Origin of the sequence: Anaeromyxobacter sp. Red801 (assembly GCF_049201065.2) — a bacterium.
Classification (GTDB): domain Bacteria; phylum Myxococcota; class Myxococcia; order Myxococcales; family Anaeromyxobacteraceae; genus Anaeromyxobacter.
On the sequence record NZ_CM181236.1, the window covers coordinates 1,936,641 to 1,958,012 of the forward strand.

Consider the following 21,372-nt stretch of genomic DNA (forward strand, 5'->3'; position numbering starts at 1 on the left):
GGCGTCGCGTCAGGGGCGCGTCGCCGGGGCGGCGCCGAGCCGGGCCGCCTCCACCGCGGCGCGCGCGGCGCGGAGGTCCGGGTCGTCGGCGGGCGGGGGCGCGGCCGGCGCCGGCGCCGGGGCCGCGGGCGGCGCCGGGCGCAGCGCGGCGAGCGCGGCCCGCCAGGCCGGGCGCGCCAGCTCGGCGGCGGGGAGGCGGGTGCGCGCGAACCGCGCCACCTCCCGGCCGCGCACCGCGTCGCCGGCGGCGGCGTACAGCTCCACCACGCGCCGCAGGTGATCGGCGAGCTCGTCCTTCGGCACGCGGCCGGTCTGGCCCGCCAGCAGCGCGGCGGCGAAGCGCGGCGCGCCCGCCTGCAGCGCGCGATCGGCGGCGGCGCGCGCCAGCTCCAGCGCCAGCGGCCCGTCGGCGCGCCCCGGCACGTCCAGGTAGGCGGCGAGCGCGGCCGCCCCGTCCGCGCCGGGCTGGCGGAGGGCCACGAGGAGCACGTGCCGGCACCAGGCCGCCGCCGCGGCGCACGCGCCGCCGGGGCGCGAGTCGTCGGCGACCGCGCGGGCCGCGCCGCCCAGATCGCCCGCGAGCGCGCGGAGCCGGATGCGCCGCAGGACGAGGTCGGCCCGCAGCGGCCGCTCCACCGCGAGCGCGTCGAACACGGCGGCCCGCCCGCCCGCGGCGAGGCACCCCGGCTCGAGCTCGCACAGCCGCTCCGCCGCGAGCCGGCCCCACGGCGCCTCGGCGCGCGCGCGGCGCCAGCGCTCCACCGCCGCGGCGGGGCGGTCGTCGCGCAGGTCGAGGTCGCCGAGGCGGAGCTGGGCGTGCGCCGATGCCCCGGCGGCGAGCGCCTCCTCGAACGCGGCGCGCGCCGCCGCGAGGTCGCCGGCGGCGAGCGCGCACTCGCCGCGCGCGGCGGGCCGCTCGCCGGGGCAGGGGCCGAGTCCCAGCGCCGCCCCGTCGAACGGGACCAGCGGCGGCCCCTCCTCCTCCGGGCGCCAGGGCGGGACCGACAGCTCGAACAGCTCCAGCGACGGGCCGGGGACGCCCTCGACCACGGCGGCGCGGACCCAGCGCGCGGTGCAGCGCAGCACCACCTCGCCCGGCCCGGCGTCCACCGCCGGGCAGAGCCGCGACGCGCCGCGCAGGCGGCGGGCCAGCGCCGCCGTCGCGGCGGCCGGCACGCGCAGCGACACCCTGTGCTCCAGCGGGCGGGCCTCGAGTCGCACCGGGGCGGCCGCGGCCGGGAGCGCGATGCGCTCGGCCGAGACGGTGAGCGCGAGCGGGGGCGGCGCCGCGAGGGCGAGCGCCAGGAGCGCGGCGGGGGCCGTCACGCGCCCTCAGGCCTGGGCGGCGTGGGCGAGCGGCGTGCTGCCCGCCTCGCGGCTGCGGCGGCGCAGCTTCTCGACGAGCGTGGTGCGCTGCAGGCCGAGCAGGTCGGCCGCCGCCTTCTTGTTGCCGCCGGTGCGGGCCAGCGCGGCCGTGATGTACGCGTCCTCCAGCCGGCGCAGCAGGCCCGGGAGGTCCACCGGCCGGCCCGCGGCGAAGCTCGGCTCGGCAGGCGGGGGCGCGTCCTCGGTGGTGAGCGCGCGCAGCAGCGCCGGGTCGATCCCCTCGCCGAACGCGAAGGGTGCGCCGGCGGTGAGGGGCGCGACCTCGGCGGCGGTGCTGGGCGCGTCGCCGGACGGGACCGGCTCCGGGGCCGGCGCCGGGAGGGTGACGGCGGCCGGGACCGCCGGGACGGCCGCGGCCTCCGGGGCAGAGGCGCCGGGGACGGCGAGCGCGCGCGTCGCGTCGTTGGCGCGCCGGCAGCGCAGCGCGATGGGGAGGTCGGCCGCGCGGATGACGGAGCCCTCGGCGCAGACCGAGAGCCGCTCGACCAGGTTCTCCAGCTCGCGGACGTTGCCCGGCCAGTCGTACGCGGTGAGCGCCTCCGCCACCGCGGGCTCGATGGGACGACGCTCGCCGCGCGCGGCCCAGAAGTGCTGGAACAGGCGCAGCGCGTCGCCCTTCCGGGCGCGGAGCGGTGGGATCTCCAGCGGGCAGACCAGCAGGCGGTAGTAGAGGTCGCGGCGGAAGCGGCCGGCGGTCACCTCGGCGGAGAGATCGCGGTTCGTCGCGGCGACCAGGCGGAAGTCGGCGGGGACCGCCTCGGTGGAGCCCACCGGCTCGTAGGTGCGCTCCTGCAGCACGCGCAGCAGCTTCACCTGGAGCGCCAGCGGGAGCTCGCCGACCTCGTCCAGGAACAGCGTGCCGCCCTCGGCGGCCGCCACGCGCCCGCGCCGCGACGCCATCGCGCCGGTGAACGCGCCGCGCACGTGGCCGAACAGCTCGCTCTCGAGCAGCGCCTCGGGGATGGCGCCGCAGTTCACCGGGACGAGGGGCCGGCTCGCGCGCGGGCTGCTCGCGTGGATGGCGCGGGCGAACACCTCCTTGCCCGTGCCGGTCTCGCCCGTGAGCAGCACCGTCGCCTCGCTGCGCGCGATGCGCTCGCAGGTCCGCACCAGCGCGCCGAGCGGGCTGCCGGGCCCGAACACCAGGCCGTGGTGGTGATCCTGCGGCGCTGCGTCCGGCCCGTGGCTGGCGTTCGTCGTCATGGCGATGGCTTCCTCCCGTGCGACGCTGGGAGGCGCGTCGCTCGGCTGGCGCCAGAGCAAGGTCGGGGCCAACGCGTCAGGTCCCGGGCGTCAGGCGTTTCCCGCGCGATCGCGCCGGGCGCGGCGCGCCCTTCGGGGGGTGATGCTTCACCCGGCGTGCGGTGGCCACCCTCCACCATGAAATCGGCGCAGCGCCGGCCACCCGGGGGGTCGCGGCGGCGGGGCCGCGCCGAGTCCGCCGGGCGCGTGTCATCGACTCGCGGTGCAGGCGGCGGCGGCCGCTCGAGCGCGCCGCGCGCGCCGACCGTCCCCGGCCGTCGCCGCGTGCGCGGCGGCGGGCCGCCGCCGCCTTGACACCCCCGATCGGCCGCCGATACCCTCCGCGCTCCATGACCCACCGCAACGGCAGCGCCGGCGCGACCGCGGCCGCCGGGCGCGCCGCCTTCGTCTCCCCGGAGACCCGCTCGTTCCAGATCCCCGGCCCGTTCCCGCTGGAGCTGGGCGGCGCGCTGCCGGGCGTGACGGTCGGGTACCGCACCTGGGGGACGCTCGACGCCGACGGCGGCAACGCGGTGGTGGTCTGCCACGCGCTGACCGGCTCGGCCGACGCCGACCTGTGGTGGACGCAGATGTTCGGCCCGGGCCGCGCGCTCGACCCCGGGCGCGACTTCATCGTCTGCTCCAACATCCTGGGGAGCTGCTACGGCACCACCGGGCCGACCTCGATCGACCCGGCCACCGGCGCGCCGTGGCACGGCGCGTTCCCGGCCATCACCATCCGCGACATGGTGCGCGTGCAGCGCGCCCTGATCGACGGGCTCGGCGTGCGCCGCGTCCGCATGGCGGTCGGCGGCTCGCTGGGCGGCATGCAGGTGCTGGAGTGGGCGCTGCTCTACCCCGAGCTGGTCGAGTCGGTGGTGTTCGTGGCCTCGACCGCGCGCCACTCGGCCTGGTGCATCGGGCTCTCCGAGGCGCAGCGGCAGGCCATCTACGCCGACCCGCGCTGGAAGGACGGGCGCTACGACGCCGACCACCCGCCGGTGGCCGGCCTGGGCGCTGCGCGGATGATGGCGATGCTGTCCTACCGGAGCCAGCCGTCCTTCGAGGAGCGCTTCGGGCGCCGGCCGCAGACCGAGGACCTGTTCGCGGTCGAGAGCTACCTCCGCTACCAGGGCAAGCAGCTGGTGGACCGCTTCGACCCGGCCACCTACGTCACGCTCACCCGCGCCATGGACACGCACGACGTGTCCCGCGGCCGCGGCGACTTCGAGGAGGTCCTGCGCGGCGTCCGGCAGCCGACGCTGGTGGTGTCGATCGACTCGGACGTCCTCTACTGGCCCTGGGAGCAGCGCGAGGTGGCCATGCTGGTCCCGGGCGCGCGGCTGGCGGTGATGGACTCGCCGCACGGGCACGACGCGTTCCTCATCGACGTGGACCGGCTGAACGAGATGGTGGCCGACTTCCGGGGCCGCCCCGTCGCCGCCGCCGCGGCGGCGCCCGCCGCGCCGGGCGAGCAGGCCTTCGCCGAGCGCGGCCTGTCGCTGCTCGTGCTCGGGAAGGGCAAGGTCGGGCGCGAGCTGCTCGAGCAGATCCGGGTGCAGCGCACCGAGCTGGAGCGCGACTACGACGTGCTGCTGCGGGTGGTGGGCGTGGCGGACACGCGGGCCACCGTGCTCGACCCGCGCGGCCTGGACCTGGCGCGCTGGGAGGAGGCGCTCTCCGCCGCCCCGGCCACCGGCCCGGTGGACCCGCACTCGGCGCCGGCCCTGCTCGACCGGCTCGCGGCGCTCCCGCGGCCGGTGCTGGTGGACCTCACCGCGGCCGACGGCATGGAGGACGTCTACGAGCAGGCGTTCCGGCGCGGCATCGACGTCATCGCCTCCAACAAGCGGCCCCTGGCGGTCGCGCCCCGGCGGCTGGAGGCGCTGCGGGCCGCGCGCCGCCAGCACCACCGCCACTGGCACTACGACACCGCGGTGGGCGCGAGCCTGCCGGTGATCGGGACGCTGCGGCGCCTGGTCCGGACCGGCGACCGGGTGCAGCGCGTCGAGGGCTCGCTGTCGGGCACGCTGGGCTACCTCTGCACCGAGCTCGCGCGCGGGACGCCGCTGTCGCTGGCGGCGCGCTGGGCCATGGGGCTCGGCTACTGCGAGGCCGACCCGCGCGACGACCTGTCCGGCGTGGACTCCGCCCGCAAGGCGCTCATCCTGGCGCGCGAGCTGGGCGCGACGCTGGCGCTGGAGGACGTCGAGGTCGAGCCGTTCGTGCCGCCGGCGCTGCTCGCGCCCGGCACGCCCGACGCGCTCATCGCGGCACTGCGCGGGCACGACGAGGCGATGGCCGCGCAGGTCGAGCGGCTGCGCCGCGAGGGCAAGGTCCTGCGCTACGTGGCGCGCGTGGCGGTCGGGGAGGGCGGCCGGGTCGAGGCGCGGGTCGGGCCGGAGGCGGTGGCGCTCGATCACCCGCTGGCGCGGCTGGTGGGCGTCGAGGCCCACGTCGCGTTCACCACCGCCCGCCACGCCGAGCGGCCGCTGGTGGTGCAGGGCGCGGGGGTGGGCGGCGCGAACACCGCCGGCGGCGTGATCGCCGAGATCTTCCGGATCACGAGCGGGCGCGGGGCGCGGTAGCCGCGCGGCGCCGGCGCGCGGCGCGGGCTACGTGCCGGTCGGCCGGCCCGGGGCGCCCACGCCGTACTTCTTCATCTTCCCCTGCAGCGTGGTCGGGCGCAGGCCGAGCAGCGCGGCGGCGCCGCCCGGGCCGTAGACGCGCCCGCCGGCGTGCGCCAGCGCGCGCTCGATCAGCTCGCGGACCTCGTCGTCGAAGCGGCCGGGCGCGGCCGGCTCCGCGGCGGCCGCGGCGGCCGGGGAGGCCAGCGCCGCGGCGGTGGGCAGCGCCGGCAGCGAGAGGTCCTGGCCGGGCGAGAGGATCAGCGCGCGCTGCAGGAAGTTCTCCAGCTCGCGCACGTTGCCCGGCCAGCCGTAGGCCTCGAGCGCGCGCCACACGTCCTCGCCCACGCGCGGCGGGCGGCGGTGCATGAGCGCCGCCTGCTTCGCGAGGAAGTACGTCCCGAGCGGCCGGACGTCCTCGCGCCGCTCGCGGAGCGGCGGCAGCTCGATCGGGAACACCGCCAGCCGGTAGTAGAGGTCGGCGCGGAACGTGCCGCGCGCGACCATCTCCTCCAGGTTGCGGTTGGTCGCGGCGATGACGCGCACGTCCACCTTCACCGGCTCGGTGCCGCCGACCCGCTCCACCACGCGCTCCTGCAGGACGCGCAGCAGCCGCACCTGCACGCTGGGCGGCGCGTCGCCGACCTCGTCGAGGAACAGCGTGCCGCCGTCGGCCTGCTCGAAGCGGCCGGCGCGGCGGCGGGTGGCGCCGGTGAACGCGCCCTTCTCGTGCCCGAACAGCTCGCTCTCGATGAGCCCCTCGGGGATGGCGCCGAGGTTCGCGGCCACGAACGGCGCGTTGAAGCGCGGGCTGAACTCGTGGACCATCCGCGCCAGGCCCTCCTTGCCGGTGCCGGTCTCGCCGCGCACCAGCACGGTGGTGGTGGACGGCGCCACCAGGCGCACCCGCTCCACCACCGCGCGCATCCCCTCGCTCTCGGCCACGTAGCGCGAGTCGCGCTTGATCTGGCGGATCTCCTCCTTGAGGAGGGCGTTCTCGCGGCCGAGCAGCCGGTTCAGGCGCTGCACCTCCTCGACCATGAGGCTGTTGTGGAGCGCGATGGCCACCAGGTGCGCCACCTGCCGCGCCACCTCGAAGCAGCAGTCGAGCAGCCCCTCCGCCGGCGGGTGCGCGATGTCGAGCGTCCCGAGCAGCTCGTTCTCGAAGACGAGCGGGAACGAGACGAGCGAGCCGTAGCCGTACGCGGCGAGCAGCGGCTCCTCGCGCCAGCGCGGCTCGCGCGGGCGCAGCGGGTCCACCACGCACGGCAGCCGCTTCGCGAGCGCCTCGCCCGCGGCGGAGCCGGCCAGCGGGAACGAGGTGCCCACCTCGGGCGAGGGCTGGCGGGGGTCCGAGACCAGCACCACCTCGGCGCGCGTCGGGTCCTCCGACGAGAGCCGGTTGATGGCCACGCGCGTCTCGCCGAAGTGGCGGCGCAGGAGCCGTCCCGTGCGCTCGAGCACGGCCTGGAGATCGACGGTGGAGAGCACCAGCTCGATCGCCTCCTCGACGATCCGGCGGTGCACGTCGTCCTGTCCGACCACGGGGAGCCCGGTTCCAACCATGGAACGGTGTCTACCGAAATATCGGTGGAGAAGGCAACGGTCGATCGGTGCCTCAGGGGGCGCTGGCCAGGAAACGCCCGTGATTTCCGCAATATCGAGTTCGGCAGGCATCTTGCTGAGTGTCACGCGCGGGAGCAAAGCACCGGCGGTGCCGCCGGAAGAGAGGCCGAACGATGGATGCGATCGAGACGTTGATGGGCGAGCACCGGGTGATCGAGCAGGTGTGCGACGCCCTGGTGGGCTTCGCCGAGGAGCTCCGCCGGAAGGGGGCGACGGAGAAGGAGGAGCTGGGGCGCTTCGTCACGTTCCTCCGCGAGTTCGCCGACGGCTGCCACCACGGCAAGGAGGAGGACATCCTCTTCCGCACCATGACCGAGCACGGGTTCCCGTCGAACGGCGGGCCCATCGCGGTCATGCTCCACGAGCACGACCAGGGCCGCGCGCTCATCCGCGCCATGGCCGAGAAGGCCGCGCAGGACGCGCCCTGGAGCGCCGCCGACCTCCAGGAGGTCGAGGCGGCCGCGCACGGCTACTCCGGCCTGCTCCACGCGCACATCCACAAGGAGGACGCGATCCTCTACCCGATGGCCGAGCAGCACCTGCCGCCCGAGGTGATGGCGGAGGTGGGCGAGGCCTGCGAGCGCTTCGAGGCGGCGCGCACCGGCGCCGGCGCGCACGAGCGCTACCACGCGCTGGCCGAGGAGCTGATCCGCCGCCACGCCGGCTCCATCCACCCCGGCGTCCAGCCGTCCCCGCCGCGCTTCGGCTGCGCCGGCTAACCCCCCTTCCACGCAACAGGAGAGACGTCCGACATGAGCCCGAAGGCCCGCGCAGTCTCGCTGTTCGTCATCGTCGCCTGCTTCACCGTCCTCATCTTCGGCGGTGCGCAGATCTCGAAGCACAAGCCGCCCATCCCCGCCCGCGCGGTCGCGCCGTCGGGCGAGGTGGTGTTCACCGCCGAGGACGTCGCGCTCGGCCAGCGCCAGTACCTGTCCCGCGGCGGCCAGCAGACCGGCTCCGTGTGGGGCCACGGCGCGTACCTCGCGCCCGACTGGTCGGCCGACGCGCTCCACCGCACCGGCCTCGTCACCGCCGGCCTGAAGCACGGCCTCGCGCCCGCCGACGCCGCGCGGTTCACGCAGGCGGACCTCACGGCGCTGCCCGCCGGTGAGCGCGGCCGCGTCGAGGCCGAGGTGGCCGCGGAGCTGCGCGAGAACCGCTACGACCCCGCCACCGACACGCTGACGCTGTCGCCCGGCCAGGTCGCGGCGTACCCCGCGCTGGTGGCGTACTACACGCAGCTGTTCCGCGACGGGAACGACCCCATGTCGATCCCCGCGGGCTTCGTGCCGGACGCGGCCGACGCGAAGGCCATCACCGCGTTCTTCTTCTGGACCGCCTGGGCCGCCGGCACCAACCGGCCCGGCGAGACGTTCACCTACACCGCGAACTTCCCGTTCGACCCGCTGGTCGGCAACGGCCCGCTGCCCTCGTCGCTGGTCTGGTCGATCGTCTCGATGGTGCTGCTCATCCTCGGCACCGCCCTCGCGATCTTCTACTACCTGCGGATGCGCGCGAAGGACCCCGAGCACCACGTCAAGATCGCGCCGCTGCAGGAGCCGAAGCCCACGCCCAGCCAGCGCGCCGCGCTGCCGTACTTCGCCGTCGCCATCGTCCTCTTCATCCTGCAGGCCGCGCTCGGCTCGCTCACCGGCCACTTCGCCGTCGAGGGCAACAAGCTGTTCGGCATCGACCTCGGCATGCTGCTCCCGTACGCCGCCACCCGCGGCTGGCACCTGCAGCTCGCGGTGTTCTGGATCGCCACCTGCTGGCTCGCCACCGGCCTGTTCATCGGCCCGGCCGTCGCCGGCGGGCACGAGCCGAAGGGGCAGAAGGCGCTCGTCTGGACGCTGCTCGGCGCGCTGGTGGTGGTCGTGGTCGGCGCGCTCGCCGGGACCTACCTGGGCGTGCGCGGCAAGCTCTCCGGCCCGAACGGCTGGCTCGTCGGCAACCAGGGCTACGAGTACATCGAGCTCGGCCGCGTGTGGCAGGTGGCGCTCATCGCCGGCATGCTGCTGTGGCTGTTCCTGGTGTACCGCGCCATCAAGCCGGCGCTGAAGGCCGAGCAGGACCGCGGCGGCCTCACCCACCTGCTGCTCTACGCGTCGGTCTCCATCCCGCTGTTCTACTCGGTGGGCCTGTTCTACACGCCGGGCACGCACATCGCCGTCGCCGACTACTGGCGCTGGTGGGTGGTGCACCTGTGGGTGGAGAACTTCTTCGAGGTGTTCGCCACCGTCGCGCTCGCCTTCATCCTCTCGAAGATCGGCGCGGTGGGTGAGCGGTCGGCGACGCGCGCCACGCACTTCTCCATCCTGCTGTACCTGGGCGCCGGCATCATCGGCACCTTCCACCACCTGTACTTCACCGGCTCGCCGCTGTTCATCACCGCGCTCGGCGCCACGTTCTCCGCGCTCGAGATCGTCCCGCTCACGCTGCTCGGCTTCGAGGTGTACGAGAACCTGAAGCTCGCCCGCAGCGGCGGCAACGCCACCCCGTGGAAGTGGCCGCTCTACTTCTTCGTGGCGGTGGCGTTCTGGAACGCGGTGGGCGCGGGCGTGCTGGGCTTCCTCATCAACCCGCCCATCGTCCTCTACTACGCGCAGGGCCTGAACACGACGCCCATCCACTCGCACGGCGCGCTGTTCGGCGTGTACGGCTTCCTCGCCATCGCGCTCATGCTCTTCTCGATGCGCAACATCGTGCGGACCGCGGCCTGGAGCGACCGGCTCCTCAAGGTCGCGTTCTGGGGCCTCAACGCCGGCCTGGCGGGCATGATCGTCCTCTCGCTGCTGCCCGCCGGCATCTACCAGCTCGTCATCGCGGTGCGCGAGGGCCTCTGGTACGCGCGCAGCCCCGAGGTCACCGGCAGCGCCTTCATCCACGCGGTCACCTGGGCCCGCGTGCTGCCCGACCTGGTCTTCGTGGGCGGCGCGCTGGCGCTCCTCGGCTTCGTGGTCCGCGCCATCGTGCTCGACGTGAAGCTGCGCCGCGCCGACCCCGCCGGCGGCGAGGCGGCCACCGTGCGCAAGGCCGCGTAGGCGGCGGGCGGCCTCCGGGCCGTCGAGTGCTCCTCCCCGGGACGGCCGGGGGTGGGACCGGATCCTTCCGGCCCGCCCCCGGCCGTTCGCGTCCGCGGTGACCAGAGTCTCCGGGAAAGGAGGCGCCGTGAACGCCATCGAGATGCTGAAGCAGCAGCACCGTGAGGTGGACGAGCTGTTCGAGGAGTTCGAGGCCGCCGGGGAGGGCGCGAGGAAGACCCGGGAGCGGACCTGCCGCGAGATCGCCGACGCGCTCGCGGTGCACGCGACGATCGAGGAGCGGATCTTCTACCCGGAGGCCAAGGAGGCGGCCGAGGACGCGGAGGATCTGCTGCGCGAGTCGGTGGAGGAGCACCTGTCGGTGAAGCGCCTGCTGGCGGAGATCCTCGCGTCGAGCCTGGACGATCCGCAGCTCGACGCGCGGATGTCGGTGCTGAAGGAGCAGGTCGAGCACCACGTCGAGGAGGAGGAGAAGCAGCTGTTCCCGAAGGTGAAGAAGGCCTGCTCGGCGGAGCAGCTCGACGAGATGGGCAGCCGCATGCAGAAGCTGGTGGAGGAGCTGGAGGAGGAGGGGCAGCCGTCCGCGGCCATCCCCGACCAGACCGACGAGCCGGCGCCCATCTAGCGCGGCGCTGCGTCGGGCCGCCCGCCGCGTCGCGCGCCGCCCGCGCCGCGGCGGGCCTCGCGCGCCCCGCACGGCGCGGGCGCGCTGTTGCCCGGGACGGGTGATTCCCTTACAAACACCCGACGACCTGGGCCGTTCGAGCCCTGGGCCGGACGGAGGTCGTGCGGTGAGCGGATCGGAGCTGGCGGCGCACGCGAGGCCGGGGCGGAACGACCCCTGCTGGTGCGGCAGCGGGCAGAAGTACAAGAAGTGCCACCTCGACGCGGACTCGCGCGGCGCGCTGCAGGGGTCGCCCGCGCGGAACGGCCGGCGTCCGCTCGCGCCCGGCGTGGTCTCGCCCCGCCGCGCCGTGCCCGCGACCATCGCCCGCCCGGACTACGCCGTCAGCGGCCGGCCGCGGGCCCAGGGCAAGGACGTGAAGACGCCGGACGAGCTGGCGCGCCTGCGCCGCGCCTGCCGGGCGGCCGCGCGCGTGCTGCGCGTCGCCGGCGAGGCGGTGCGGCCGGGCATCACCACCGACGCGCTGGACGAGATCGCCCACGAGGAGACGCTCCGGCTCGGCGCCTACCCGAGCCCGCTCAACTACCGCGGCTTCCCCAAGGCCATCTGCACCTCGGTGAACGAGGTCATCTGCCACGGCATCCCCGACAGCCGGCCGCTCGAGGACGGCGACATCGTCAACCTCGACATCACCGTGTTCCGCGAGGGCATGCACGCGGACTGCTCGGCCACCTTCCTGGTCGGGAACGTGGACGCGGAGGGGCGGCGGCTGGTCCAGGCGGCGCAGGACTGCCTGGCCAAGGGCATCGCGGTGGTGAAGCCGGGCCGGCCCATCTCCGACATCGGCAAGGCCATCGAGGCCCACGCCTCGCGGCTGGGCTACGGGGTGGTGCGCTCGTACTGCGGCCACGGCATCGGCGAGAGCTTCCACACCTCGCTCCAGATCGCGCACCACTACGACCCGTCGCTGAAGCGGGTGATGGAGCCCGGGCTCACCTTCACCATCGAGCCCATGATCACCGAGGGCACCTGGGAGGACCTGCTCTGGGACGACGGCTGGACCGCCGTGACCGCGGACGGGAAGCGCTCGGCGCAGTTCGAGCACACCGTGGCGGTGACCGAGGACGGCGTCGAGGTGCTCACCGTCGAGGAGTGAGCGGTTCGCTCACACCTTCAGGCCGACCGCGCGCATGAGCGCGAGGGCGTTGGAGTGGCCGACCACGCCCGGCCGCAGCCGGTAGTCGAACGCGATCTCGCCGCCCTGCACCTGGTCCTCGAAGTGCGCGTTGCCGAGCGCGCCGTCCTGGCCGGCGAGCTCGGTGAGCGCGAGGTCGTGCGTGGTCACGAGCCCGAGCGCGCCGCGCGCCACCAGCCCGCGCACCACCGCCTCGGCGCCGATGCGCCGGTCGTGGCTGTTCGTGCCGTGCAGGATCTCGTCGAGCAGGAACAGCAGCGGGAAGCGCCCGCCGGCGAGGTCCATGAGCTGCTTCAGGCGGGTGATCTCCGCGTAGAAGCGCGACTTGCCGGCCTGGAGCGAGTCCTGGATGCGCAGCGTGGCGCCGAGCTGCACCGGCGTGAGGCGCAGCCGCGCCGCCCGCACCGGCGCGCCGGCGAGCGCCAGCACCACGTTCACGCCGACCGTGCGGAGGTACGTGCTCTTCCCGGACATGTTCGAGCCGGAGACGAGCAGCACCGCCGGCGCGTCGCCGCCCAGGCGCACGTCGTTCGCGACCGCGGCCGCGAGCAGCGGGTGGCGGAGCCCGTCGCCGTCGAGCCGCGCGCGGGGCGAGGCGTCCGGGTCGAGCACCTCCGGGAACGCGTCCGCCGGGTGCTCGAACGCGTAGCCCGCCAGCGAGGAGAGCGCCTCGAGGTCGGCCACCGCCTCCAGCCAGCCGCGCACCGCGCCGCCGTGCGCCGCGCGCCAGCGCTCGACCAGCGCCGCGTGGAGCGGCGTCCACTGCAGCGCGAACGCCACCGGCGCGAAGGCCTGGTTGTGCGCCCACTCCACCCGCGAGGCCAGCCGCTCGAGGCGGGCGATGCGCGCCGAGGCACGGCCGCCGTCCTTCGATCCGGCCCCGAGCATCTCCTGGAGCCGCAGGAGCCTCGGGCCGGTGAACGGCTCGCGCTCGAGCCGCGCCAGCAGCAGCGCCAGCACCCGCAGCTCCGCCGCCGGCCGCCCCACGCCGCCCAGCACGCCCGCGATGGTCCCGCGCAGCGCGCGGCCGAACGCCCAGCCCGCCAGCAGCGCCGCGAGGAACGGCACCGGCCCGTAGCCCGCGCCCCAGGCCCAGGCGGTCGCCACCGCCGCGGCGGCCAGCGCGAGCGCCGCGGGCACCACGAAGGCCGGGAGCAGCCGCGGCGCCTCGCCCCACGCGGCCAGCCGGGCCGGCTCCACCGCGGCGCGCACGGCCTCGCCCAGGACGGCGAGGTCCTCGCGAAGGTCGAGGCGCGGCGCCAGCTCCTGGACCGCGGCCTGGCGGGCCCGCACCTCGGCGGCGTCGGCGGGGGCGCGCAGCCACGCGGCGAGCCGGTCCTCGCCGGCGCGCGTCCGGGCGGCGCAGAGGAGCTCGAACAGCGACCCGGCGCCGAAGAGGTCGAGGTCCTCGGCGTACGGGTGGGCCGGATCGGCGAAGCGCTCCCCGGCGGTCCCGTGGCCGGCGAAGCGCCCCGCGATGCGCTCGAGCGCGGCCTCGTGGAAGGCGACCGCTCGGCGCGCCCGGGCGCGGGCGTGGAACACGCGATCGTGGACGACGACCAGCGCGACGAACGCCGCCGCGGGGAGGGCGAGCCAGCCCGCCGTGAGCGCGTGGGTGCCGAACACCAGCACCGCCGTCGCGATCGCGGCGATCGCGACCGCGAGGCGCGCGTGCGCGACCCAGGCGTCGGCGCGGTCGAGCCGGGCCACGCGGGCGGCGCGCTCGGCGAGGCGCGAGCGGAGGAGTACGGACGGGTCGTTCATGTCGGGGCGAAGGTACCCCGGACCTCCCCGTCCGTGTCGTGCGATCGGCTGCCCTGGTCCGGCGCGTCCGGCTGCACCCCTGCGAGACGGCACCTGCGCATTCGCGGCGGTGGCTGGTCGCCTCCCTCCGGCGGGAGGCGACCGCAGCGTCGATTCCGTTGCGGCGCCCCGTCCGCGTGGAGAGGTTTCCTGGCGTGCCCGGACCGCAAGCCCGCCGGACCGCCCCGGGGGAGGGCGAGCGCGCGGTGGACGCCCGCGCCGCCGGCTTGCGCGCACGCGCGGCCGAGGTGCGCCGGGCCACGGGCGCGCTGGCCGCGCGGCTCAGCCCCGAGGACGCGATGCTGCAGTCGATGCCGGACGCGAGCCCGGCCAAGTGGCACCTCGGCCACACCACCTGGTTCTTCGAGACGTTCGTGCTGGCGCGCGCCGAGCGGGCGCATCGCCCGTTCGACCCTGCGTACGGCTACCTGTTCAACTCCTACTACGAGGCCCTGGGCCCGCGGCAGCCGCGGCCGGAGCGCGGCCTGCTCTCGCGGCCGCCGCTCGAGGAGGTGCACCGGTACCGCGCCGAGATCGACGCGCGGCTCGACGCGGCGCTCGCGCGCGCCCGCGACCCGGCGCTGCTGGACGTGGTGGAGCTGGGGATCGCGCACGAGGAGCAGCACCAGGAGCTCCTGCTCACCGACCTGAAGCACGCGTTCTCGGCGAGCCCGCTCCGGCCCGCCTACGCGCCCGCCCCGCCGCCGCCCGCGTCCGGGCCGGCGCCGCGCCTCGGCTGGCTGGGGCACCCCGGCGGCCGCGTGGAGCTGGGCGCCGGCGCCGAGGGCTTCGCGTTCGACCACGAGCGGCCGCGCCACGCCGCGCTGGTGCCGCCGCACGCGCTCGCCACGCGCCCGGTGACCTGCGGCGAGTGGCTGGAGTTCATCGACGCCGACGGCTACCGCCGGCCCGACCTGTGGATGTCGGAGGGCTGGGACGCGGTGCACCGGCACGGGTGGACCGCGCCGCTGCACTGGATCCCGGACGGCGACGGCTGGCTCCAGTTCACGCTGGGTGGAGCACGGCCGCTCGATCCGGCCGAGGCGGTCGCGCACGTCTCCTGGTACGAGGCCGACGCGTACGCGCGCTTCGCCGGCGCGCGCCTCCCCACCGAGGCGGAGTGGGAGGCGCACGCCCAGGCGTGCGAGGGCGGCGACGGCACCTTCGCCGAGGACGGCCGGCTCCACCCCGCGGCCGCCACGCCGGGTCGCGGGGCGCGCCAGCTGCTCGGCGACGTCTGGGAGTGGACCGCGAGCGCGTACGGTCCGTACCCGGGGTACCGCCCGGCCGCGGGCGCGCTGGGCGAGTACAACGGGAAGTTCATGGTGGGGCAGCAGGTGCTGCGCGGAGGGTCCTGCGCGTCGCCGCGGCGCCACCTGCGCGCGAGCTACCGCAACTTCTTCCACCCGGACGCCCGGTGGCAGTTCACCGGCGTCCGGCTCGCGAGGGATCTGTGATCGGACTGGGAGAGGCGGAGAGCGGGATCGCGCAGCGGACGGAGGCGGACCGGTTCCTGGACGACGTGCTGCGCGGCCTGGCGGCGCCGCGGAAGGGCATCCCGCCGAAGTGGCTGTACGACGCGCGCGGCTCGGCGCTGTACGAGCTCATCTGCGAGCAGCCGGAGTACTACCCGGCGCGCACCGAGCTGCGGATCCTGGAGCGCCACGCGCCGGAGGTCGGCGAGGCGATCGGCCCGGACGCGCTGGTGTTCGAGTACGGCGTCGGCTCGGGGCGGAAGACGCAGCTCCTGCTCGCCGCGCTGGACCGGCCGGCCGCGTTCGTGCCGGTGGACATCGCCGGCGAGGCGCTCGCCGAGGCGGCGCGGCAGCTCGAGGCGCGCTTCCCCGGCCTGCCGGTGCGGCCCGTCGTGGCGGACTTCACCGAGCCGATGGCGCTGCCCGGCCTCGACCTGCCGTGCGCGCGCCGCCTGGCGTTCTTCCCCGGGTCCACCATCGGCAACTTCGATCCGCCCGAGGCGGTGGCCCTCCTGCGCCGCATGGCGCGCGACGCCGGCCCCGGCGGCGGGCTGCTGCTCGGCCTCGACCTGCCCAAGGACGCCGGCACGCTGGAGCGCGCCTACGACGACGCCCGCGGGATCACCGCCGCGTTCGACCTGAACCTGCTCGCCCGGATCGACCGCGAGCTGGAGGGCGACTTCCGCCTCTCGCAGTTCCGGCACCGCTCGCTGTGGGACCCGCGCCTGTCGCGCGTCGAGATGCACCTCGAGAGCCTGCAGGCGCAGGTCGTCCACGTGGCCGGCGCCCCGTTCACGTTCCGCGAGGGCGAGACCATCCACACCGAGAGCGCGTACAAGTGGGAGCCGCGCGCGTTCGACACGCTCGCCGCCATCGCCGGCTGGCAGCTCGAGCGCGCCTGGGCCGACGACCGCGCCTGGTTCTCGATGCGGCTGTACCGGCGGGCGGGGTAGGGGCGGGGCAGATCGCTTCGCTCGGTGCCGGTGACGGCTGCCCTCTCCGCTCGTGGTTCGACGGGCTCACCACGAGCGGAGGAAGAACGGGACCGCCCGGCGCATGAGGTTCCGCTCGCCCTGAGCCCGTCGAAGGGCGAGCGGGCGCGCGCTCACGACGGCTCGGTCACGGCCGGGCGCGCGGTCCGGGCGCCGGGGGCGCTGCTTGGCTTTGGACGATCCGTCACGTAGCGTGTCCTGCGGAACGTGCGTGGGCCGCAGTGCAGCCGGCGCGCACGGTGCGCGCCATGGGTCGACGTCGAAACGCGAACTCGGCGAGGACGCTCGCGTCGGCGTATCCGCCGCGGTGGGTGGCATGCGTTGTTCGGCGTGGGTCGAGCGCGCGAACGGAGTCGGTCGCGAGGCTTCCAGTTGGCGGGGCGGGGAGCTCCCGGAGCTGCCCGCGCCGGAGCTCTCGCTCCACGAGACGCTGGGCAGGGCTCCTGGACCGCGGACGGCGGGCTATCTCCGCGGCCGCCGCGGCGCGGCGGGCTTCGGCGTCCGCGCCGGTGCCGGGCGGGAAGCCGGGCGCGACCCTGGGCGGGAGGCCGCGCCGGCGTGGGCGCCGAAGCGAAGCGCGTCGAGGAGCAGGTCGGCCAGCCGGCCCGCCTGTGCGCGCTTGTCCTCGGCGCGCAGCGCGAACATCATCCCGCCGAGGCCGGTGAGCACGTCCTCGGCCTCGACGTCGTCGCGCAGGACGCCGGCCTCGACCCCCGCGCGCAGCAGCGACGTGAGCGCCGCGGTCATGTGCGCGCGGCTCTCGGAGAACGGGTTGCCGCCGGCCGCGACCACGGCGCGGAGCGCGCCGGCCATGCCCTGCTTGGCGATGGCGTAGTCGAGGAAGCGGTCCATCCAGCGCCGGAGCGCCACGTCGGGCGGGTGCGCCCGCCGCAGCTCCTCCGCGGACGCGCACAGCTTCGCCAGCTCGGCCCGGTACGCCGCCTCCACGAGCGCCTCGCGGGTGGGGAAGTGGCGGTACAGCGTGCCGATGCCGACCCCCGCGGCGCGCGCGATCCCGTCGAGCGAGGCCTCGGGATCCTGCGTGAAGGCTGCCACGGCCTCGGCGAGCAGCCGCTCGCGGTTGCGCCGGGCGTCCTTGCGCCGGGTGGGCTCTGGGCTCCTCACGGAAAAGCGACCTCCTCTCGCGGGACTGCGCGCACGGCTTGCAAACCGGAGGGGCCTCCGGTTAAGAGGTTCACCGAACCGGAGGGTCCTCCGGTTCGATCATAGCAGCTGACCCCGTCCTTCACCGAGGTTCTTCCATGCGGATCACCACCCCCTTCGACGCCACCTCCACCGCCGCGGACGTCGTGCGCGGCCTCGACCTCTCCGGCAAGCGGATCGTCGTGACCGGCGGGGCCTCGGGCATCGGCGTCGAGACCGCGCGGGCCCTGGCCGGCGCAGGGGCCGAGGTCGTCCTCGCGGTGCGCGACGCCGCCGCCGGGGCACGCGTCGCCGCGGACATCACCCGGACCACCGGAAACGGCCGGGTGACGGCGCGGCCGCTCGATCTCGCCGACCTGGCGTCGGTGCGCGCGTTCGTCGCCGCGTGGACCGGCCCGCTCCACGTGCTCGTCAACAACGCCGGGGTGATGGCCTGCCCGGAACAGCACACGCGCGACGGCTGGGAGCTGCAGCTCGCCACCAACCACCTCGGCCACTTCGCGCTGGCGGCCGGGCTGCGCCCGGCGCTCTCCGCCGCGGGCGGCGCCCGGGTGGTCTCGGTGAGCTCCTGCGCGCACGTCCGCTCGCCGGTGGTGTTCGACGACCTCCACTTCGAGCGCCGCCCCTACGAGCCGTGGTCCGCCTACGGCCAGTCGAAGACCGCGAACGTGCTGTTCGCGGTCGAGGCCACGGCGCGCTGGCGCGACGACGGCATCACCTCCAATGCCCTCATGCCGGGCGGGATCGCGACGAACCTGCAGCGGCACTTGGGCGGGGCGACGTACATGGCGCAGGCGGCCGAGCGCTTCCGCAAGGCCGGGAGGTCCCTGAAGACGCCGGAGCAGGGGGCGGCGACCTCGGTCCTGCTCGCCACCGCGCCGCTGCTGGAGGGGGTGGGCGGTCGATACTTCGAGGACTGCAACGAGGCGCTGCCCCACGACGGCACGAGCACGGTGGACGGCGTGGCCGCGTGGGCGCTGGACCGGGCGGCCGCCGAGCGCCTCTGGACGCTGTCCGAGCGCGCGATCGGGGCGCGCTGACGACACCGCCTCGAACCCTGGACGCGGAGCTGCGAACCATGACCGACCTGCAATGGCCCATCGGCTCCGGCTTCGGCGCCGCCTCCACCACCCACGACGTCCTCGAAGGCATCGACCTCTCCGGGAAGGTCGCGGTCGTCACCGGTGGCGCGTCCGGCCTGGGCCGCGAGACGGCGCGGGCGCTCGCCGCCGCGGGCGCCCGGGTGATCGTCCCGGCGCGGGATCCGGGGCGCGCCGCGACCGCGCTGGCGGGCCTGTGCGGGGTGGAGGTCGAGCCGATGGACCTGCTCGACCCGGCCTCCATCGACGCGTTCGCGGCGCGCTTCCTCGGCAGCCGGCGCCCGCTGCACGTGCTCGTCAACTGCGCCGCCATCATGGCGTGTCCGCTGGCGCGCGACGCGCGGGGCTACGAGTCGCAGCTCGCCACCAACCACCTCGGCCACTTCCAGCTCACGGCGCGGCTCCGGCCGGCGCTGCGGCGGGCGGAGGGCGCGCGCGTGGTCTCGGTCTCGTCCCTCGGGCACCGCTACTCGGCCGTCGTGTTCGACGATCCGAACTTCCAGCGGCGGCCCTACCACCCCTGGGCTGCGTACGGTCAGTCGAAGACCGCCAACGTGCTGTTCGCGGTGGCGCTGGACGCGCGCGGCGAGCGGGAGGGCCTCCGGGCCTTCTCGCTCCACCCCGGCGCCATCGTGGACACGGGCCTCGGCAAGCACCTCTCCGCCCAGGAGCTGCGGGCGGCCGGCGTCCTCGACGCGCAGGGGCGGCCGATCCGGGACCCGTCGCGGCAGCTCAAGACCGTCGAGCAGGGCGCCGCGACCATCGTCTGGTGCGCCACCAGCCCTCGCCTGGAGGGCCGGGGCGGCGTCTACTGCGAGAGCTGCGAGGTCGCCCGGGTCATGCCGGCGCAGGTCGGCCCGACCACGATGGCGGACGCGACGCGGCTGACCGGCGTCGCACGGCACGCGATCGACCCGGAGGCGGCGGAGCGGCTCTGGGCGCTGAGCGAGCGGCTCGTCGGGATCGACGCCGGATGACGGCGCCGACCCCGGCGGCCGCGGCGGCTCACACCGGGTCGGCCTCCGCCGGCACCGCCGGTCTCGCGGGCCCGGCGGCGGGCGCGGGCGCGGCGCGGGAGGGCGGGGCCTTGGGCCGCAGCGCCTCGACGGTGAGGTCGAGGCTCATGGCGCCGTGCTCGATCCAGGCGTGATCGCCGGCCAGCACCTCGCGGCCGACGGCGTAGGCGGCGTCGTCGTCGTTGTGCCAGAGCGCGCCGAACAGCGCGCGGACCTTGCGGCGGCTGCGCAGGCAGAACTGGTCGGCGAGCCGCGCCGCGGCCGCGGCCTCGGGGCGCCCGTCGCGCCGGAGCGCGTCGGCGCGGGCGACGCTCGCGGACATGGCGAACAGCTCGTTCGCGATGTCCACCAGCCGGAACAGGAACGCCTGCTTGCGCTCGGCGGCGGCCCGGAACACCACCATCGAGTGGAAGATCTCGCGCGCGAGCTTGCGGCTCGAGCGCTCCACGAAGCGGAGGTGGCGCGCCAGCCGGCCGAAGCCGCCGTAGCGCGGGGCGACGAGGCCGCGCAGCCACAGGCCGAGGTACCAGGTGGCGTAGAACGCGCCCACCTTCGGCAGCGTGGCGAGCTTCTTCCCGACCGGCACCTTCGGGTCGATGAGCGCGCCGGCGATCTGCAGGTGCTTGTCCACGGCCTCCCGGGCCATGAACAGGTGCATGATCTCCGAGGAGCCCTCGAAGATGAGGTTGATCCGCGCGTCGCGCATCCAGCGCTCCACGCCGACCGGCGTCTCGCCGCGGGCGGCCAGCGACCGCTCCGTCTCGTACCCGCGGCCGCCGCGGATCTGCATGGTCTCGTCGACGAGCCGCCAGGCCTGGACGGTGTTCCACTCCTTTGCCGCCGCGGCCTCGAGCCGGATGTCGTAGCCCTCGTGATCGGCGAGCGACTGCGCCAGGTCCGACACCGACTCCATCGCGTACGCCGTCGAGGCCATGTCGGCGAGCTTGTGCGTGATGGCCTCGTGCTTGCCGATCTCCTGGCCCCACTGGACGCGCGCGGCGGCCCAGGTGCGCGAGAGCGCCAGCGCGTTCTTCACGCCGCCGGCCACCGCCGCGGGCAGCGAGAGCCGCCCGGTGTTGAGCGTGGTGAGCGCGATCTTGAGGCCGCGTCCCTCCTTGCCGATGAGGTTCTCGGCCGGGACCTTCACGTCGGTGAAGCGGAGCGCGGCGTTCGCGATGGCGCGCAGGCCCATGAAGCGGCAGCGGTGCGTCACCTCCACGCCGGGCCAGGAGGTCTCCACCACGAACGCGCTGATGGCGTCGGTCTTCGGGTCGCGCGCCATCACCACCAGCAGCTCGGCGAGGGTGCCGTTGGTGCACCAGAGCTTCGAGCCGTTCAGCACGTAGTGCGTGCCGTCCGCCGACCGCTCGGCGGTGGTGGCGAGGCGGGCCGGGTCGGAGCCGACGTTGGCCTCGGTGAGCGCGAACGCGCTCACGGCGCCCTTCGCGATGCGCGGGAGGTACTTGTGCTTCAGGGCGTCCGAGCCGAACAGCTTCAGCGGCTGCGGGACGCCGATCGACTGGTGGGCCGAGAGCAGCGCGGTCAGGTTCGCGTCCCAGCTCCCCAGCAGCGCCATCACCTTGCCGTACTCGACCTGGTCGAAGCCGAGGCCGCCGTACTCCACCGGGATCTTCATCCCGAAGGCGCCGAGCTTGCGCAGGCCCTCCATCACGTGCGGCGGGTACTCGCCGGTCTCGTCGATCGCGACCGGGTCCACCTGCTCGCGCAGGAACGACTCGAACGCGCCGTACCAGCGGGCGAACTCCGGGCGCTCCTCCCCGCCCAGCGGGTAGGGGTGGATGAGCCCGATGCGGAAGCGTCCGAGGAACAGGTCGCGCAGGAACCCGGCCCCCCGCCACTCGGCCTCGCGCGAGGCCTCGGCCACCTCGCGGGAACGGCGGATCTCGTCGCCGGCGTGAACGGACTCGGTCATGGCGTCCTCGCTCGCTCGGCCTGCCGCCCTCGGGGGTGCGGCGGCCTGTCGATTCTGTAATCAAGCTAACGCGCTGCGCCGGCCGCACAACGGGGCCGGCCAGCCCCCTTCGAGGTTCCAGCGGAGCGGCGATGGGGCGGCCGGGCG

At 75.6% G+C, this 21,372-nt stretch carries 15 protein-coding genes; 9 read left to right on the plus strand and 6 right to left on the minus strand.

The window, feature by feature from the left end:
* Positions 1–9: 9 nt before the first annotated feature.
* A complete protein-coding gene (locus tag ACOQFB_RS08880; protein WP_494492536.1) occupies positions 10–1,326 on the minus strand; it encodes a hypothetical protein in 1,317 nt (438 codons plus the stop codon).
* A 6-nt stretch (positions 1,327–1,332) separates the two neighbouring features.
* Entirely contained in the window at positions 1,333–2,589 is a 1,257-nt protein-coding gene (locus tag ACOQFB_RS08885) for a sigma-54 interaction domain-containing protein (protein ID WP_421610319.1), read from the minus strand.
* Positions 2,590–2,978: 389 nt separating this feature from the next.
* Between ACOQFB_RS08885 and metX the strand changes: the two genes are divergently transcribed.
* Positions 2,979–5,216, plus strand: coding sequence for a homoserine O-acetyltransferase MetX (metX, locus tag ACOQFB_RS08890; RefSeq protein WP_059436865.1), 2,238 nt, complete (start codon positions 2,979–2,981; stop codon positions 5,214–5,216).
* 27 nt (positions 5,217–5,243) lie between these two features.
* Here the strand turns inward: metX and ACOQFB_RS08895 are convergent, their stop codons facing one another.
* Positions 5,244–6,800: a sigma 54-interacting transcriptional regulator gene (locus tag ACOQFB_RS08895; protein WP_494492537.1), complete on the minus strand. Its 1,557-nt coding sequence runs from the start codon at positions 6,798–6,800 to the stop codon at positions 5,244–5,246.
* Between the two features lie 194 nt (positions 6,801–6,994).
* Between ACOQFB_RS08895 and ACOQFB_RS08900 the strand changes: the two genes are divergently transcribed.
* From ACOQFB_RS08900 to map, 4 genes are all read left to right on the plus strand, one after another.
* Positions 6,995–7,600: a hemerythrin domain-containing protein gene (locus tag ACOQFB_RS08900; protein WP_059436863.1), complete on the plus strand. Its 606-nt coding sequence runs from the start codon at positions 6,995–6,997 to the stop codon at positions 7,598–7,600.
* A 33-nt stretch (positions 7,601–7,633) separates the two neighbouring features.
* Positions 7,634–9,922 (plus strand): nitric-oxide reductase large subunit, encoded by a 2,289-nt coding sequence (locus ACOQFB_RS08905; protein WP_059436862.1) that lies wholly within the window; start codon positions 7,634–7,636, stop codon positions 9,920–9,922.
* Positions 9,923–10,049: 127 nt separating this feature from the next.
* Complete coding sequence (locus ACOQFB_RS08910) at positions 10,050–10,547, plus strand: hemerythrin domain-containing protein (protein ID WP_059436861.1); 498 nt, start codon at positions 10,050–10,052, stop codon at positions 10,545–10,547.
* A gap of 166 nt (positions 10,548–10,713) precedes the next feature.
* Positions 10,714–11,703, plus strand: coding sequence for a type I methionyl aminopeptidase (map, locus tag ACOQFB_RS08915; RefSeq protein ID WP_421610320.1), 990 nt, complete (start codon positions 10,714–10,716; stop codon positions 11,701–11,703).
* A 9-nt stretch (positions 11,704–11,712) separates the two neighbouring features.
* On the opposite strand, the gene ACOQFB_RS08920 is transcribed toward map, so the two are convergent.
* Positions 11,713–13,506 carry a MutS-related protein gene (locus ACOQFB_RS08920; RefSeq protein ID WP_059436859.1) on the minus strand — a complete coding sequence of 598 codons (1,794 nt, stop codon included), beginning with the start codon at positions 13,504–13,506 and terminating at the stop codon, positions 11,713–11,715.
* A gap of 194 nt (positions 13,507–13,700) precedes the next feature.
* Here ACOQFB_RS08920 and egtB point away from each other — a divergent pair, with 194 nt between their 5' ends.
* Both egtB and egtD read left to right on the plus strand, forming a co-directional pair.
* Positions 13,701–15,002 (plus strand): ergothioneine biosynthesis protein EgtB, encoded by a 1,302-nt coding sequence (gene egtB / locus ACOQFB_RS08925; RefSeq protein WP_421610321.1) that lies wholly within the window; start codon positions 13,701–13,703, stop codon positions 15,000–15,002.
* On the plus strand, positions 14,999–15,973 hold the full coding sequence (gene egtD, locus ACOQFB_RS08930) for an L-histidine N(alpha)-methyltransferase (RefSeq protein ID WP_059436857.1): 975 nt from the start codon (positions 14,999–15,001) through the stop codon (positions 15,971–15,973). The genes egtB and egtD overlap by 4 nt, the downstream gene beginning before the upstream one ends.
* Positions 15,974–16,474: 501 nt before the next feature.
* Here the strand turns inward: egtD and ACOQFB_RS08935 are convergent.
* Complete coding sequence (locus tag ACOQFB_RS08935; RefSeq protein WP_421610322.1) at positions 16,475–17,137, minus strand: TetR/AcrR family transcriptional regulator; 663 nt, start codon at positions 17,135–17,137, stop codon at positions 16,475–16,477.
* 137 nt (positions 17,138–17,274) lie between these two features.
* Between ACOQFB_RS08935 and ACOQFB_RS08940 the strand changes: the two genes are divergently transcribed.
* Positions 17,275–18,216, plus strand: coding sequence for an SDR family NAD(P)-dependent oxidoreductase (locus tag ACOQFB_RS08940; protein ID WP_059436852.1), 942 nt, complete (start codon positions 17,275–17,277; stop codon positions 18,214–18,216).
* A 38-nt stretch (positions 18,217–18,254) separates the two neighbouring features.
* Entirely contained in the window at positions 18,255–19,253 is a 999-nt protein-coding gene (locus tag ACOQFB_RS08945; protein WP_421610323.1) for an oxidoreductase, read from the plus strand.
* A 28-nt stretch (positions 19,254–19,281) separates the two neighbouring features.
* Here ACOQFB_RS08945 and ACOQFB_RS08950 read toward each other — a convergent pair whose 3' ends face one another.
* Positions 19,282–21,225, minus strand: coding sequence for an acyl-CoA dehydrogenase family protein (locus ACOQFB_RS08950; protein ID WP_421610324.1), 1,944 nt, complete (start codon positions 21,223–21,225; stop codon positions 19,282–19,284).
* Between the last annotated feature and the right edge of the window lie 147 nt (positions 21,226–21,372).

Bases quoted from the DNA above. Each gene is read 5' to 3' on its own strand.
- ACOQFB_RS08885 (WP_421610319.1), bottom strand. From the start codon at position 2,589: ATGACGACGAACGCCAGCCACGGGCCGGACGCAGCGCCGCAGGATCAC.
- ACOQFB_RS08905 (WP_059436862.1), top strand. From the start codon at position 7,634: ATGAGCCCGAAGGCCCGCGCAGTCTCGCTGTTCGTCATCGTCGCCTGC.
- ACOQFB_RS08920 (WP_059436859.1), bottom strand. From the start codon at position 13,506: ATGAACGACCCGTCCGTACTCCTCCGCTCGCGCCTCGCCGAGCGCGCC.
- ACOQFB_RS08900 (WP_059436863.1), top strand. From the start codon at position 6,995: ATGGATGCGATCGAGACGTTGATGGGCGAGCACCGGGTGATCGAGCAG.
- ACOQFB_RS08945 (WP_421610323.1), top strand. From the start codon at position 18,255: ATGACCGACCTGCAATGGCCCATCGGCTCCGGCTTCGGCGCCGCCTCC.
- ACOQFB_RS08950 (WP_421610324.1), bottom strand. From the start codon at position 21,225: ATGACCGAGTCCGTTCACGCCGGCGACGAGATCCGCCGTTCCCGCGAG.
- ACOQFB_RS08940 (WP_059436852.1), top strand. From the start codon at position 17,275: ATGCGGATCACCACCCCCTTCGACGCCACCTCCACCGCCGCGGACGTC.
- metX (WP_059436865.1), top strand. From the start codon at position 2,979: ATGACCCACCGCAACGGCAGCGCCGGCGCGACCGCGGCCGCCGGGCGC.